General features: G+C 42.0%; 13 protein-coding genes. 10 read left to right on the plus strand and 3 right to left on the minus strand.

Annotated elements, in window-relative coordinates; all coding sequences use genetic code 11:
• Nucleotides 1–6: 6 nt before the first annotated feature.
• Nucleotides 7–981 (minus strand): NAD-dependent epimerase/dehydratase family protein, encoded by a 975-nt coding sequence (locus ACESM0_RS02175; protein ID WP_372903192.1) that lies wholly within the window; start codon nt 979–981, stop codon nt 7–9.
• A gap of 88 nt (nt 982–1069) precedes the next feature.
• Here ACESM0_RS02175 and ACESM0_RS02180 point away from each other — a divergent pair, with 88 nt between their 5' ends.
• From ACESM0_RS02180 to ACESM0_RS02205, 6 genes are all read left to right on the plus strand, one after another.
• Nucleotides 1070–2203: a glycosyltransferase family 4 protein gene (locus ACESM0_RS02180; RefSeq protein WP_372903193.1), complete on the plus strand. Its 1134-nt coding sequence runs from the start codon at nt 1070–1072 to the stop codon at nt 2201–2203.
• A 9-nt stretch (nt 2204–2212) separates the two neighbouring features.
• Entirely contained in the window at nt 2213–3322 is a 1110-nt protein-coding gene (locus tag ACESM0_RS02185; protein WP_372903194.1) for a glycosyltransferase family 4 protein, read from the plus strand.
• Nucleotides 3323–3407: 85 nt separating this feature from the next.
• Nucleotides 3408–4655 carry an aminotransferase class I/II-fold pyridoxal phosphate-dependent enzyme gene (locus tag ACESM0_RS02190; RefSeq protein ID WP_372903196.1) on the plus strand — a complete coding sequence of 416 codons (1248 nt, stop codon included), beginning with the start codon at nt 3408–3410 and terminating at the stop codon, nt 4653–4655.
• A 14-nt stretch (nt 4656–4669) separates the two neighbouring features.
• The gene (locus tag ACESM0_RS02195) at nt 4670–5803 is read left to right on the plus strand and encodes a GNAT family N-acetyltransferase (RefSeq protein ID WP_372903198.1); all 1134 of its coding nucleotides are present in this window, start codon (nt 4670–4672) and stop codon (nt 5801–5803) included.
• A 298-nt stretch (nt 5804–6101) separates the two neighbouring features.
• Nucleotides 6102–7475 (plus strand): class II fumarate hydratase, encoded by a 1374-nt coding sequence (locus ACESM0_RS02200; RefSeq protein WP_372903200.1) that lies wholly within the window; start codon nt 6102–6104, stop codon nt 7473–7475.
• Nucleotides 7476–7806: 331 nt separating this feature from the next.
• Nucleotides 7807–10212, plus strand: a complete 2406-nt coding sequence (locus ACESM0_RS02205; RefSeq protein ID WP_372903202.1) for a thiamine pyrophosphate-dependent enzyme — start codon at nt 7807–7809, stop codon at nt 10210–10212.
• A gap of 112 nt (nt 10213–10324) precedes the next feature.
• Here the strand turns inward: ACESM0_RS02205 and cyoE are convergent, their stop codons facing one another.
• Entirely contained in the window at nt 10325–11230 is a 906-nt protein-coding gene (gene cyoE / locus ACESM0_RS02210; RefSeq protein ID WP_372903204.1) for a heme o synthase, read from the minus strand.
• Between the two features lie 164 nt (nt 11231–11394).
• Here cyoE and ACESM0_RS02215 point away from each other — a divergent pair, with 164 nt between their 5' ends.
• Nucleotides 11395–12327 carry a COX15/CtaA family protein gene (locus ACESM0_RS02215; RefSeq protein WP_372903215.1) on the plus strand — a complete coding sequence of 311 codons (933 nt, stop codon included), beginning with the start codon at nt 11395–11397 and terminating at the stop codon, nt 12325–12327.
• Here ACESM0_RS02215 and ACESM0_RS02220 read toward each other — a convergent pair.
• Entirely contained in the window at nt 12324–12656 is a 333-nt protein-coding gene (locus ACESM0_RS02220; RefSeq protein ID WP_372903206.1) for a MerR family transcriptional regulator, read from the minus strand. The two genes, ACESM0_RS02215 and ACESM0_RS02220, sit on opposite strands and share 4 nt — an antisense overlap.
• Before the next feature lie 80 nt (nt 12657–12736).
• On the opposite strand from ACESM0_RS02220, the gene ACESM0_RS02225 reads away from it, so the two are divergent.
• From ACESM0_RS02225 to ACESM0_RS02235, 3 genes are read left to right on the plus strand one after another with little or no spacing between them, the layout of a single operon-like run.
• A complete protein-coding gene (locus ACESM0_RS02225) occupies nt 12737–13717 on the plus strand; it encodes a glycosyltransferase family 2 protein (protein WP_372903207.1) in 981 nt (326 codons plus the stop codon).
• Nucleotides 13714–14535 carry a class I SAM-dependent methyltransferase gene (locus ACESM0_RS02230; RefSeq protein ID WP_372903209.1) on the plus strand — a complete coding sequence of 274 codons (822 nt, stop codon included), beginning with the start codon at nt 13714–13716 and terminating at the stop codon, nt 14533–14535. The genes ACESM0_RS02225 and ACESM0_RS02230 overlap by 4 nt, the downstream gene beginning before the upstream one ends.
• 20 nt (nt 14536–14555) lie before the next feature.
• A complete protein-coding gene (locus ACESM0_RS02235; RefSeq protein WP_372903211.1) occupies nt 14556–15704 on the plus strand; it encodes a M20/M25/M40 family metallo-hydrolase in 1149 nt (382 codons plus the stop codon).
• Nucleotides 15705–16315 lie beyond the last annotated feature (611 nt).

Here is a 16315-nt window from a genome sequence, read left to right on the forward strand (position 1 = left end):
ATTCAGTTATAGCCATCCATGTTTTTTGTACCATCTCAAAGTACGGGAAATTCCTTCTTCGAGAGAATATTCCGGTTGATAGTCCAATTCGCGTTTCGCTTTGTCGTGAGTACATGTCCACTCAAGGATCATTTCATTTGCTTTTTCCCGGTTGATAACGGGATATAAACCAAAAAATGATGCAGTAGTTTCCACAGCACCCGCAATTTTTTTAACCCATGCCGGATTTAATTTAACAGGCATGTTTTTCTTATTGAGTACTGTAGTGACAATGTCGCGAATCATGTTCCAGTTGGCAATTTTTTCCCCATCAATAAAATAGGTATGAATACCGGTTTCAGTTTGCTCTGCTGATTTTAGAATAGCCTGAACCACGTCTTTTACGTAGACTATTGACAGCTGGGGATGATTGCCATCTCCCACAATTGGTGCAATGCCATATTTCATCATCTTGAAGAGCGTATAAATTTGATCTTCTCGTGGACCATAAACAGCAGGAGGACGCAAAATGGTTATTGACATGTCGTCCGGTGCTACCTCATGGATCATTTCTTCCATTCTTTTTTTGGACTTCCCGTACATGCTCATTGGCTTTAAGGGATCTTCTTCTGTAAGTGGTGAGCCGTTACTGGGGCCTGCTGCCGCCAAAGATGATAAAATAACCATCTTTTTTATGTTGTTCTTCATGGCCAGTCGAAGAAGGTTCTCAGTAGCTTGAACGTTAGCATGATTGAACTCAGCCTGAGTGGGAGCCTTAACAATTGCGGCTATGTGAAATATTACGTCAACATTGTCAAGGGCTTTATCCATTGACCGGATGGAGTTTAAGTCGCCTTCAACTTTTATAAAATCTTTTCCTTCTAGCCACTTTTCCCGGCTTCTGACCAGACATTTAACATATTTATAGTCTGGATGTTTGATCAGTGCGTCGGCGAGATGGCTTCCGATAAAACCGGTGCCACCGGTAACAAATGCGTTCATTTAATTTGTATATTCAATACTTTAAATTTCTATAAATCCAAACGGTAACGCTTCTAAAATACAAAGTTACCTATTGCATAAAAACTACATGAGCAGGTTCAAAGTAGCGCTATTCACGGGAAATTATAATCATATTCGTGACGGAGTCTCTTTAACACTTAATCGAATGGTTAAGTTTATGTTAGAGAACGACGTTGAGTTTAAAATTTTTGGTCCTACAATAGATAAGCCTGCGTTGGAACATACTGGAGATTTTGTAGCTGTTCCCTCATTTAGCTTACCAGGCAGGCCTGAATATAGGGTGTCTACTGATTTATCTTCTGAGGCGAAGAGGCACTTGAGGGAGTTCGAACCCGATCTGGTACATATAGCAACTCCTGATGTGCTGGGATATAAAGCGTTGCGATGGGCGATGGATCACGAAAAGCCGGTAGTTTCATCATATCACACTCATTTTACAAGCTATCTAAAGTATTATAAACTCTCACTTTTTGAACCGCTGCTTTGGAAGTATCTCAATTGGTTTTATAGCCATTGCGAACAGCTTTACGTACCAACACCTTCTATGGCAGAGTGGCTGAAAGAGATGGGAGTGGTTGCAGATTTGAAAATTTGGGCACGGGGAATCAATACAGACCAGTTTACGCCGGAAAATCGGGACGAAGAATGGAGACAAGAATTGGGTTTTAAGCCGGATGATGTTGTTATAACGTTTATATCCAGGCTGGTTTGGGAAAAAAATTTAAAGCTGTATTCCAATGTATTAAACCGACTGATGCAAAAATATGATCACGTTAAAGCGTTGGTGGTGGGAGACGGCCCGGCGGGCGAAGAGTTGAAACAAATTTTACCGAACGCAGTTTATACAGGATTCCTGACCGGTGATAATTTGTCAAAAGCGTATGCCAACAGTGATATCTTTTTCTTTCCCTCAGACACGGAAACTTTTGGAAATGTCACACTTGAAGCGATGGCGAGTGGACTGCCTTGCGTAGTGGCTGACGCCGTGGGGAGTAAATCATTGGTGGATCATGAGGAGAATGGATATCTTGCCCCGGTCGAAAAAAGTGACCTATTTTACTTGTATATTGATAAATTGGTTCAAAAGCCGGGATTAAGGAAAAAGATGGCTGATTCCTCAAGGCACAAAGCCGGGGGTTACAGTTGGCAAAATATTAATGGAAAACTGCTCAGCTACTACGAGCAAGTGTTAGATCTATAAACAGTAAGAGTGCGAATACTTTATATATCTCATTTACATCCTCCAAAAGATCAGCCTCTCGAAAATGTGGGAGGAATGCAAAATGTAAGCGTTCAAATGATGAACGCTATGGAGCGTCGAGACGATGTGGAGATAGAAACAATCATATTGAATGCTACCTGGAAGTTTATTGGTATAAAAAGTTTTTTCTTTTTGCTTTCGCTCTTGTGGAGAATCCCATCTGTTGAAAAAAAGTTTAATCCTGATGTTATACTTTTTTCATCGATGGTAACGGCAGGAGTTTTACCATTTATGATTCGAAAACCAAAAGTGCCTTGCGTTACAATCAATCATGGGCAAGATGTTACACTTCCATTTTTTGCCTATCAATGGTATATCAAATATGTCTTTCAGAATTTACAGGGAGTCATATCGGTATCTACTGCAACCCGTCAGGCTTGCATCGAACGTGGGATGCCTCCTGAAATTGGGGTTGCTCTTCCAAATGGTTTTGATATGAGTGTTTTGAAAAAACTACCTGAAAAAGAAAATGCTCGCGAAATTTTGAAGGATGAGTTTAATGTTGATTTAACAGGAAAAAAACTACTGCTTACGGTAGGACGTCAGGTAAAGCGAAAAGGCCACCAATGGTTTATTGAAGAAGTTTTTGAAAAGATTGATAAAGATACCATCTATCTAATGATTGGCGATGGCCCTGAAAATGAAAATATCAGAGAAGCAAGAGAAAAGTGCTCTGAAAAAGAGCGAATTATCATAGCCGGTAAACAACCGGATAAGGTTCTCAATGCGGCTTATGCCGGTGCAGATTTATTTTTGATGCCTAACATCCCTGTTGAAGGAGATATGGAGGGATTCGGTATTGTGCTATTAGAAGCCAATCGTGCCGGAGTTCCCGCTGTAGCTTCTGATTTGGAAGGAATTAAAGATGTAATCAAACAGGATGTCAACGGTTATAGAGTACCTCACGGAGACGCGGAAATTTTCTCATCTAAAGTGAACGAAGTACTGAGGAATAATCTTTCGAAACTATCAGTGTCATCAAAAAAATATGTAAGAGAGAACTTCAATTGGGACACGATTGTGGGAAGATATATCGACTTCCTAAAAAGCGTGAATTAAATAGATAACAGTCACGTTACATTAATTTGATAGAAAAGTAATACTCGGTATATTTACCTGATTAATGAAAATGTAATTTTTTAGCATGGCGGATTCCAAAGCCGATACTTCTTATAAGAAAATATTTAAAAAAGCGTACGATTTCACGAAAGCCGATGAGATTAAGGCACAGGGTCTTTATCCTTACTTTAAGCCTCTGCAGGCAACCGATGGTACAACCGTTCAGATAGAAGGACGTGAGGTCATAATGGCTGGTTCTAACAACTATCTGGGTTTGACCAATGATCCCCGGGTGATTAAAGCTGCGCAAGATGTTATTGGAACCTACGGTACAGGCTGTACCGGTTCCAGATATCTAAATGGTACGCTCGACCTTCACCTCGAACTGGAGGAGAAGCTTGCAAAATTTATGAACAAAGAGTCTTGCGTTTTGTTTAGCACAGGGTATCAAACCAATGAAGGCTCTATTCAAACGATAGCAGGGAGGAATGATATCATATTTTCTGATCGTGATAATCACGCCTGTATTGTTGTTGGAACTCAGGTTTCTAATGCAAAGACGGTACGCTATCGCCATAATGATATGGATCACCTGCGAACAATGCTTCAAAAAGCTGATCCAAATGCCGGCAAAATAATTGCTACTGATGGTGTTTTTTCGATGTCAGGAACACTGGCTAAGGTTCCGGATCTTGTGAAGCTTGCGAAAGAATTTGACGCAGTTCTTTATCTTGATGATGCACACGCAGTTGGGGTTGTAGGAGATGGTGGTCGTGGCTCAGCTTCTGTTTTCGGATTGTCGGATGAGGTGGAATTGATTAGTGGAACCTTTTCTAAATCATTTGCATCTCTTGGTGGATTTATTGTCGGAGATAGACCGGTTATTGAGTTTATCAGACACAAATCACCGGCACATATTTTTAGTGCAAGTATGCCACCTGCAAACGTTGCTACTGTATTAAAGTCACTCGAAATATTACAGGAAGAAACCTGGAGACTGAAAAGACTTGAAGATATTTCCGATTACATGAGAAAAGAGTTGCGGAATCTTGGTTTTAACGTATGGTCCAGTCAAACGCCTATTATACCCGTTGTGATTGGTGAAATGTACGACTGTTTCAGATTTTGGAAAGATCTTTTTGAAGCCGGTGTTTATGTGAATGCAGTAGTTCCTCCGGCGGTTCCAACGGGCCAGGCACTTGTGCGTACAAGTTATATGGCCACTCATACCGATGAACACCTTGATAAAATACTCAGTGCGTTCAAAAAGGTAGGCATCAAACACGGCATTATTGATAAAAATGGCCGTTCTCTTATTGAGGTAGGGGCCTGATAAATAAAAGTATAGTGGAAAGTAGTCCAAAAAGTAATTCCGTAACATTTATAACTACTGATGTAGAAAAGAAAGAGTTCATCAATTTTCCTTATTCACACTATGAGGACGATGAATATTGGGTACCTCCACTTTTGATGGAGCAGAAGAAACTGCTCAACCCCCAAAAAAATCCATTCTATAAAAATGCAGAAATTGCTCTTTTTAATGCAGAACATGAGGGAAAACCTGCCGGACGTTTAGCGGCTATCATTGATCACCGGTACAACGATTATCACAATGCTAAAACCGGATTTTTCGGGTTTTTTGAGTGCATTGACCGACAGTCTACTGCCGACTTACTTTTTCGTGTAGCTGAAGACTGGCTTCGTGATAGAGGAATGGCCGATGTTTTGGGTCCGGCAAATCCCAGTATGATGGATGAAATCGGTATTTTGGTTGAAGGTTTTGATAAGTATCCCAGTATTATGATGCCCTATCATAAATCTTACTATGATGAACTTCTGAAAGGTTCGGGCTACGAGAAAGAGATGGATCTGCTTACCTACCTGGTTACGCAAGACAGTGTCGATCGTGATCGAGCAAACCGTGCCATGGAAATTGTTAAAAAACGACTTCCGAGCATTTCGATTAGAAAAATCAAGCTGAAAAAAATTAAGGAGGAAGTAAAAATAATTCGAGAGATCTTTAATTCAGCATGGAAGAACAATTGGGGGTTTATACCGCTCTCTTCAGAGGAGTTCGATGCTCTTGCCAAAGATTTGAAAACGATTGTGGACCCAGATTTTGCGCACATTGCTGAGATTGACGGAAAACCTGTGGCATTTTCTGTAGCACTTCCCGACTACAACCAGATTTTCAGGGATATGAACGGGAAATTACTGCCCTTTGGATGGTTAAAGATATTGATAAAAAAGAATAAAATTGACAAAGTACGCACAGCTCTCATGGGAGTGATTCCAGAATATCAGGGACGTGGTATTGATGTTTTATTGCACCGCGAAGCCATCGAAAACGGTCTAGTAGAGGGCGTGTATTCATCTGAAGTTGGCTGGATCTTGGAGAACAATGTTCAAATGGTGCGGGTAGCTGAAAAGATTGGCGGTACTCTGGATAAGAGATACCGTATGTATAAAAAAACGCTCTGATTTTACTTCTCAAATTCCCGTTCGGTACTTCTGTACATCCTTTAAACTTTCCCAAAATACCGTCTTAGACTGGAAGCGCTTTCCTTCAAATTTAGAGCAAAAAACCTTACCTTAAAAAGTATTATAACCTAACTGATGTTGGTTCGGTTTTTGAAGTCACCAAACTCTCCGGGAGGGGTGTTTTATGCCAATATAGTTTAATGGCAATGATTTATTAAGCTCACTGAGAAACTATTGTTTAATAAAGGAAAAAACTTATTAGATCGAACCACTACTTAAAAAAAAATGACTAAAGATTATGAGTGAATTCCGCATTGAAAGAGACTCTATGGGTGAGATTAAAGTGCCGAAAGATGCATACTACGGGGCTCAGACCCAACGTGCTTTCGACAACTTTCCAATCAGTAAAATTCGATTTAACAGAGATTTTATAGCAGCTCTCGGGCGTGTTAAGCACACCGCTGCAAAGGTAAATACAGATCTTGATCTGTTGGATAAAAATATTTCTAAAGCCATTCAGGCTGCGGCCGAAGAAGTGATGAAAGGAAAATTTGATGAAGACTTTGTGCTCGACATCTTTCAGACCGGTTCCGGAACATCAACGAATATGAACGCGAATGAGATTATCTCTAAACGCGCAAACGAACTAAAGGAAAGCACAGATGTAGCTATCCATCCGAACGATCATGTGAATTACGGGCAAAGCTCAAATGACGTTATTCCTACAACGATACGTGTGGCAGCAGTTCTGGCAGTTCAAAACAATCTGATACCGGCGCTGAAGCACCTTCATAAAACAATTTTAGAGAAAGGTGAGGAGCTAAAAGACGTTGTGAAAACCGGACGAACGCACTTAATGGATGCTATGCCGGTTACTATTCAGCAGGAATTCAGCGGATATGCACGACAGATTGAATTGGGTATCGCACGAATTGAATCTGCACTGGAGAGAATGCTGGAACTGCCACAGGGAGGTACGGCTGTCGGAACCGGTATTAACACGCATAAAGAGTTCGGTAAAAAGTTTGCTGCTGAAGTTGCAAAGGCAACGGGAGAAAAATTTCGTGAAGCTGAAAATCATTTTGAAGCACAGGCCACTGTTGATGCTCCGGTTGAACTTAGTTCACAACTAAAGACTTTAGCCGTTGGTCTGATGAAGATTGGAAACGATTTCCGCTGGATGAACTCAGGACCAAACGGAGGTTTGGGAGAAGTTCAGCTGAAAGCATTGCAGCCGGGCTCTTCCATCATGCCTGGTAAAGTAAATCCTGTGATTGAAGAATCGCTTACCATGGTAAGTGCACAGGTTATCGGAAATGACGCCACCATTACGATAGCCGGTCAATCCGGTAATTTTGAATTGAACGTGATGCTACCGGTTGTAGCTCACAACCTGCTTCAGTCTATTGAAATTCTTGCCAATGCAGCCAGAAACTTTGCTGAAAGATCTGTGAGTGGACTGGAAGCGAGACGAGACGTGATTAGCCAAATGGTTGGAAAAAATCCAATTCTGGTCACTGCGTTGAATCCACTGATCGGGTATGATAAGGCAGCTAAAATTGCCAAAAAAGCTTTTGCTGAAAATCGATCCGTTATGGATGTTTCCAGGGAAATGACAGACCTGTCGGTCGAAGAGCTGGAGAAAGCGCTCGACCCGATCAACATGACGTAAAATTATCACTGAAGGTAATTAGGTCATTCGGAATTAAAGTTTACAGAGACAACCGCGAAGGCACGATAGTCACAAAGCTCTAGGCACTAATATTCTCTATTTGATGAACGTGCCGGCTTTGTGTCCATTGTGGTAAGGGGTAATGGCAGTTAGATATTCCAAAATTAATTTGGCCTGATTTTGACCGATCGCCGGTGAAAAAGTGTTGAAAAGTGACTGATTCTGCAATACATAGAATTGCTTTCAATCTTTTTTGAAATTATATCACAGGGTTGTATTATTCCGCCGCCAGATTTTTGCGTAAGAAACGTTAAGTAAATATTTCCAGACTATGAGCAAGCAAGCGTCCAAAGAAAAGAAGAGTAAAAAGACGGATAACATTCTAAATGACTACAAACTTGTTTGCAAAAGTCGTGAAATGTCACTTCTAGGACGAAAAGAGGTGCTTACGGGCAAAGCTAAGTTTGGAATTTTTGGAGATGGAAAAGAACTTCCTCAGCTGGCACTCTCCAAGCATTTTAAAGATGGAGATTTCCGGTCCGGCTATTACCGGGATCAAACCATTATGATGGCGATTGGTGAGCTGACCGTTGAACAGTTTTTTGCACAGCTCTATGCAAATCCGGATACGGAGAAAGATCCTAACTCGGGCGGGCGCCAGATGAACGCACACTTTGCAACGCGGCTTATTGATGAAGAGGGCAACTGGATTGATCAGACTGCTCAGAAGAATACGTCGGCTGATATGTCACCCACAGCCGGGCAAATGGCTCGTCTACTTGGATTGGCACAGGCATCAAAAGTGTATCGCGAAAATGACCTTTTGAGCAACTGGAAGCAGTTCTCCAAAGACGGAAATGAAGTTGCATGGGGAACCATCGGTGACGCGAGTACATCCGAAGGAATTTTCTGGGAGACGATAAACGCGGCCGGAGTTCTTCAGGTTCCAATGGTAATTTCGGTCTGGGATGACGGCTACGGGATTTCTGTCTCCAAAAAATATCAAACCACAAAAGAGAATATATCTTCTGTGTTACGTGGGTTCAAACGTACCAAAAAACAGAACGGTTTTGAAATATTAAACGTGAAGGCGTGGGACTATCAGGCACTTCTCGATGCTTATGCTAAAGCCTCTAAAATTGCGCGAGACGAGCATGTTCCCGTTTTGGTTCATGTTGAAGAGGTTACACAACCGCAAGGGCACTCTACATCCGGCTCACACGAGCGATACAAGGATGAGGAGCGACTAAATTGGGAAGAGGAGTACTGCTGTATTAATCAGTTCAGAAAGTGGATTGAGAAGGAGAATCTGATCGAAGCTGAAGAGCTCGATCGAATTGAAGAGGAGGCGAAAAAAGAGGTTCGTGAGGCTCAGAAAAAAGCGTGGCAGGAGTATCAGGATCCGATCAGGCAACAGAAAGATGAGATGCTTGCTCTGATTGACAGTCTGATTTCCAATCACGACGATGTTGAAAGATTGGAAGAAATCAAAAAGGTATTGAGCAGGAAGAATAACGTAATCCGGAAGGATGTGATTTCAGCCGGACGACAAGCCCTGTTTGCTCTGAGAGGTAAAGATTCCAGTGCAAAAAGTGATCTTATCAAGTGGCTGGATCATCAACAGGAGGAGAATCAACAGCGTTTTAATTCCAATATGATTAGCGATACGCCAAAATCACCGCTGAATGTAGAAGAGGTTAAGCCAGCCTATTCCGATAAGACAAAAAATGTGGACGGTCGTGTTATTCTTCGTGATAATTTCGACAAGATTTTTGAGAAGTATCCAAATGCGCTCATCTTTGGCGAGGACGTCGGTCAGCTCGGGGATGTTAATCTTGGTTTGGAAGGTATGCAGGAGAAGTATGGTGAGTTGCGTGTGAGCGACACCGGTATTCGGGAAGCTACAATTTTAGGACAGGGTATCGGGATGTCACTTAGAGGTCTTCGACCGATCGCAGAAATTCAGTATCTGGATTATCTGCTCTACTGCTTTCAGGGATTGAGCGATGATGTAGCCACAGTTCGATACAGAACCAGTGGCGGCCAGGCTTATCCGCTGATTGTGCGAACACGCGGACATAGACTGGAAGGTATCTGGCATTCCGGATCACCAATGGGAATGATCATCAACGGAGTTCGTGGTGTTCACGTCTGTGTTCCGAGAAACCTGACACACGCGGCGGGATTTTATAATACCCTGTTTCTGGGAGATGATCCGGCGCTCATCGTTGAGCCACTCAATGCCTATAGACTAAAAGAAAAGCTGCCTAAGAACCTTGGTGATTTCACACTTCCTCTTGGAATACCTGAAGTTGTGCAAGAGGGTGAGGACATTACGGTCGTTTCATACGGATCAACTTTTAATCTTGTCCAATCTGTTCTGCCACAATTTGAAGAGGCAGGTATTTCTGTTCAACTGATTGATGCCAGAACACTTTTACCCTTTGACCGAAACGGGATGATTCTGGATTCACTGAAAAAGACCAACCGGATTCTTTTTGTAGATGAAGATGTTCCCGGTGGGGCAACTGGCTATATGATGCAGCAGGTGATTGACGAGCAGGGAGGCTACCGTTATCTAGATTCAGAAGCGAAGTGCCTGACAGCACAGCCTCACCGTCCGGCATACGCCACCGATGGGGACTACTTCTCAAAGCCTAATGCAGAAGATATTTTTGAAGCGGTCTATGACATTATGCACGAAGCCAATCCAGGTAACTATCCGGCGATTAGATAAGATTTGATGAACGAGACCTGACAGGTTTCCGAAACCTGTCAGGTCTAAGAAATTTTAGATAGGTTCGGTAGGGATGTCGAGCCTTTTTTGTTCGATTAGTATCAGCTTACCCTTAAAGAATCATCCAGTCCAGGAAGACAAAAATCCATACGAGAGGCAGGTATACAAAGGAAGAGAACATTAAGGACTTTGCAGTGGGGATATCCCGTTTAATGGCGAATTTGATGCCGTACCAGAGGAATGTAGCTGTGGTGAGCATGGCTCCGGTTAAAAACAGCCATCCCATCAGCTCCATTACATACAATTTATAAACGGTGGGGATCAAAATAATCAGGGGCACTAGTGCCCAAAGTGTGGCTTTTAAACCTTTTGGATCGTTTTTCGGCAGCATTTTAAATCCGGCGTGATCGTAATCTTTTTCACAAACCCAGGCTATTGCGATTACATGCGGTATCTGCCAGCAGTAGATAATTCCAAACAGAATCCACATGCCGTGTTCAAAAACTGTTCCCGTTGCAGCAGCCCAACCGCCAACTACAGGTAGTGCACCGGGAACAGCTCCTACAAATACGTTAAGTGCTGAAATCCGCTTTAGCGGGGTATACATAAATAGGTAGATCACTGCTGTTGCAAGTGATACTGCTCCGGCCACTGGATTTACAACAAAACTCAGATAAAAAAGTCCTGCAAAAATGAGTGTCATAGAAAAGATTACACCATGCTTTGGAGAAATTCGCGAATCAGGTAACGGACGTTTGCTGGTCCGTTTCATGAGTCCGTCATAGCGGTGTTCCAGAAACATATTGTGTGCAGCCGTACCCGCAGCAACAAAATAGGTACCAATAATAGCGTGGAACATGAGCGTATAATCCATACTTCCGGCCGTTCCCATCAAAAATCCGATCAACATACTGGCCAATACGGTAAAAGTTATCCCCGGCTTGGTCAGCTCATAATAATCGCTGATGGTACCTGTAATTGATTGAAGAGTCCCAGCTTGGGTATCTGTGTTCTGCATTATTGTAATTAGGATTATAGCAGGGCAAAATTAACGAATTTGAAGATGATATGTTACCTTAATATTCACTTCAAAATAAAGACGTACTATAGGAACGATTTTAAATGATAATTGAATTTAATTGCCATAACAACGGCAAATAAACGCATTTTTGTGAATTGAGAATGAAACTAAACCTCTATCAAAAAACGGCTATTACTACGGTTATTGCAACAATCATCCTGATTTTTATAGGTGGATTGGTTCGGGCATCAGGTGCCGGATTGGGATGTCCAGATTGGCCGCAATGCTTTGGAATGTGGATCCCGCCAACCAACGTTGCAGATCTTCCCGCTCAGTACGATGCTTCTCTTTTCAACCCCGTTCATACTTGGCTGGAATATGTGAATCGGTTGGTCGGAGTTCTGATTGGGCTTTTCATCACGGCAACATTTGTGATCTCTTTCAGATACCGTAAAAGCGATCCGGTTGTTACGGTGGCATCCGGAGCTGCATTTGTATTGGTGTTGTTTCAAGGATGGCTTGGCGGTCAGGTTGTACGCTCTGGGTTGAGTGCGGGTATGATTACACTGCACATGATCCTGGCGATGATTATTCTCACTACACTGTTGTATGCATCATTCAGGGCAATGAATTCGCGAATTAAGATACAGTTGTCGGCCAGTCAGCGGAAAACCTTATTGGGAGTTTCCATTGCCGTTTTGGTTCTCACGCTTATTCAAATGGTGATGGGTACTCAGATTCGTGAAGCCGTTGATGTGGCCAAGAACGTCATGGAGTTACCGCGAAGCGAGTGGGTTGACTCAGTGGGTACGCTCTACCCGATTCACAGAAGTTTCTCGTGGCTGGTGGTAGTGCCGGCCGGCTTAATGCTGTATTATAACAGAAAATATAAAGTAGGATCTCTGTTGAGGCGTCTCGGATGGGCTGTAGCATTTCTTATTTTACTCCAAATAGTTGCCGGAGTGATACTTGATCGTTTTGGAATGCCGGGATTTGCTCAGGTAATCCACCTGACGGGAGTAGCTTTGCTCATCTGTGCGGAAATTCTTTATATCCTTGTCGTGCGGTTTTCAAAGAAGGGAAGTGTTTCCTAAAGTTTCTCTTTTAATTTTTCAAGGAACAGTTTTACCTCTTTCAGATCTTTCTGAACATCAGCTGAGAGGGGCTTGGGGGCCTCAGTATTTGGATCAGGTTCTTCTCCCTCAATTATTTTTTTGGCACCTGCTGTGCTGTATTTTTGCTCCTGAATAAGCTTTTTTAGTTTCAGGACAAGGGTTATGTCACCTTCTTTGTATGTTCGGTTTCCCGCCTTGTTTTTTCTGGGAGTTAAATCATCAAAAATGGTTTCCCAGTAACGGAGCACATGAGGTTCTATTTCTGTTATTTCGCTAACCTCTCCGATTGAGTAATACAATTTCTTCATGGCGTGGAAATCTTTTATTTTCTGCGTAAGATAAATTGACGTTCATTGAGTGTGCGTTAAATTAATGAATTTGTAAAGCATTGCAGGAAAAAAAAATAGATTTACCAAAAAAATCCGGAATTACATCACCCGATATCTCCATTGTGGTTCCACTGTTGAATGAGGAAGATTCCTTGGATGAACTGGCTGATCAAATTACGAAGGCCTTGGCCAAGACAAACTACAGTTACGAGATTCTTTTCATTGATGATGGATCGACGGACCGATCATGGGATATCGTTGAACAACTTTCCGGTGATAATGAGTATATAAGCGGCATTCGTCTTAGAAGAAATTATGGGAAGAGTGATGCACTTCAGACAGGATTTGAACGCTCTACCGGGCGATTTGTAGTTACTATGGATGCCGATCTGCAGGATGATCCCAACGAAATTCCTGCAATGATCAAAAAACTTGAGAAGGGTGCAGACTTGGTGAGCGGATGGAAGAAAAAGCGCCATGACCCTATTTCAAAAACTATCCCGTCTCGTTTTTTCAATGCAGTCACTCGCTGGGTAACCGGAATTAAACTACACGATTTTAATTGCGGATTGAAAGCCTATCGAAAAGAAGTAGTGGAGAATATTACGCTATATGGAGAAATGCATAGATATGTCCCGCTGTTGGCTAAATGGGAGGGTTTTGGCAGAATTGAAGAACAGGTGGTTCAGCATCATCCGCGCCAGTATGGGCATACAAAGTTTGGTATTTCCCGTTTTTTGAATGGCTTTCTGGATCTTGTTACTTTGCTTTTTATTAACCGCTATGTTAACCGGCCAATGCACTTTTTTGGGCTGTTTGGCGTACTCTTTCTCTTTGTAGGTATTGCAATTAATCTCTACCTGGCGTATATCAAAATTTTTCTAGGTGAATCGCTTGCAAATCGTCCGCTATTATTTCTGGGACTTTTGCTTGTAATGGTGGGAGTGCAGTTCTTTTCTATTGGATTTCTGGGTGAGCTGTTGAATCGCGGTGATGGGAGAAATCAAAAACCGAACGTAGCTGAAGTGACAGACTCATGAGCAGAATTGCCTATGATCCCGTTAAAGACCGTTTTGCGAATATCATTCGGAGTTCAAAATTCCTGAGACGCATCTTCTACTTTTTACTTGATCTCTTCTTTTTACGCAGCTGGCACATTCGAAAGATACTATGGAGTGTTGGAAAAAAAATAGATCGGAAAGGGGAATGGCAGCTTTTGGATGCCGGATCGGGTTTCGGGCAATACGATCGATTTATTTTGAACGCCTTCGGAAACGTGAAAGTAACGGCTGTTGATGTTAAAGAAGACTATCTCAGAGATGCCGGGCACTATTTTAGCGAACAGATCAAGGATGGCAGGATTCAAATCAAAAAAGCCGATTTGCTTGCATTTAAATCGGATGAGAAGTACGATATAATCATCTGTATTGATGTATTGGAGCATATAGAAGAGGATGTGAAGGTAATGCAAAACCTATCAGCTCTACTTAACCCGGGAGGGTATTTTTTGATGCATTCACCTTCTCACTATTCTGAGGAGGATGCCGGTGATGAAGAGTCTTTTGTGGATGAGCATGCAAGATCGGGATACTCAAAAGAAGAGATTTCAGATAAAATAATTCAGGCCGGATTAACCCCTGAAAAAGTTCATTATACATATGGTTTTTGGGGACATAAGGCTTGGGTGCTTTCTGTAAAGTGGCCGATGCTATGGTTTAACAAACTCGGCATGATTGCAGTTTTACCACTTCTCATCTACTATCCGCTGGTTCTGCCTTTCACCTTATTGATGAATTTGGCTGACTTATATAGTGTAAATCAAAAAGGCAACGGAATTTACGCATTAGCGAAAAAATAGAATTTAAAAAGGTTAATAGCATGGATTCGATCGATTATAAAAAGATTCGAGAAAAGGTTTCAGAACGCAAAGATTGGTTTGTTGACCGATTGAAAAAGTATGTGGAGGCCGAGAGTCCAACCGATGATTTCATACAAAACAGAAAGTTACTACACTCTATTGCAGAAGACTTTAAAGAGCTGGATTATCAAGTTGAGTGGAAAGAATCTGTACTAAGTGCCGGTCAGATTATCTGCAGGCCTGAAAACTCTGAGTTACAAGAAGATCAGCTATTAATCGGTCATGCTGATACAGTATGGCCGGTGGGCACTCTTGATAAGATGCCTTGGAAGATAGATGATAATGTGATTCGTGGTCCTGGAGTATATGATATGAAAGCAGGTATAGTGATGATGCAATTGGCAGTTAAGATAATGAAAGAGCTTGATTTGAAGTCAAAATTTCGACCTGTAGTCATGATCACGTCAGATGAGGAGACCGGAAGCCGGGATTCCTGGAATGAAATTGAAAAGATCGCACAAAGTGTAAATCGCGTATTTGTACCTGAACCGTCTATCGGGTTGGAAGGAAAAATAAAAACCGAAAGAAAAGGATCGGGACGCTATCAAATTAAGGTCACAGGGAAGGAGGCTCATTCGGGTGTTGAACCTGAAAAAGGAGCAAGCGCAATTGTAGAAATGGCGCATATTATTCAAAAAGTAGATGAATTAAATGATTATGAAAATGGAATTTCACTGAATGTCGGATTGATTTCAGGTGGCAAGGCGGTGAATATAGTTCCGGGAGAGTGCATAATACAGGTAGATTTGCGGTACATGAAAAAATCAGATGGAGAAGAGATCGATGATAAAGTCAAAAGTATCAAACCGGTGCTCAGGAAAACTGAAGTTAAAGTAGATGGTGGCTTAAGAAGGCCACCTGTGGTTAAGAACGAGAAAAATCAAAAACTGTGGAAACTAGCTCAGAATTGTGCTCAGGAGCTTGATCTGAAGATTGAAGAGGGATCAAGTGGTGGCGGGTCGGACGGAAGCATTACGAGCCAATTTACGGCTACAATAGACGGCATGGGAGCCGTAGGTGAAGGGGCTCACAGTCCATCAGAGAAAATTCTTATTAATGAAACTCTAGATCGAGCTGCGCTTCTTACAGCAATGGTGGCGTCAGAATAAAACGTTTGTATCGCAGATCAAGTGTCGTATCCAAAATAAAAACTTATCTACGGGGTCGACTATAAATGTTGCAGTATGAAGCCAATTCAGTTTTCGCAACCTAGATCAAGAATAGTATTCAAAACATACCACAATCTGTAGAGTCGGTAGAAACAGAAGGAATCCTGAAAATAAAAAAATCCCAAACTCCGGGTGGAATTTGGGATTAAGTGGTGTGTACCGCGTACGGGATTTGAACCGCGAAAGCACTGCTTTCGCAATATAGATCAAAAGTAGTATCCTAATAATACCACTATATACGGAGTCGGTTTCGTATATAGCGGTATAAAGTCAATACTGCTTTCGCAACCTAGATGAAATGGCTCATCCCAAAACAAAACGGCGATCTTTGGAGTCGACAATAAATGTTGCGTTATGAAGCCAATTCAGCTTTCGCAACCTAGATCAAGAATAGTATTCAAAACATACCACAATCTGTAGAGTCGGTAGAAACAGAAGGAATCCTGAAAATAAAAAAATCCCAAACTCCGGGTGGAATTTGGGATTAAGTGGTGTGTACCGCGTACGGGATTTGAACCCGTGTTACCGCCGTGAAAGGGCGGCGTCCTAAA

It is taken from the genome of Rhodohalobacter sp. (genome assembly GCF_041686455.1).
Taxonomy (GTDB): Bacteria; Bacteroidota; Rhodothermia; order Balneolales; family Balneolaceae; genus Rhodohalobacter.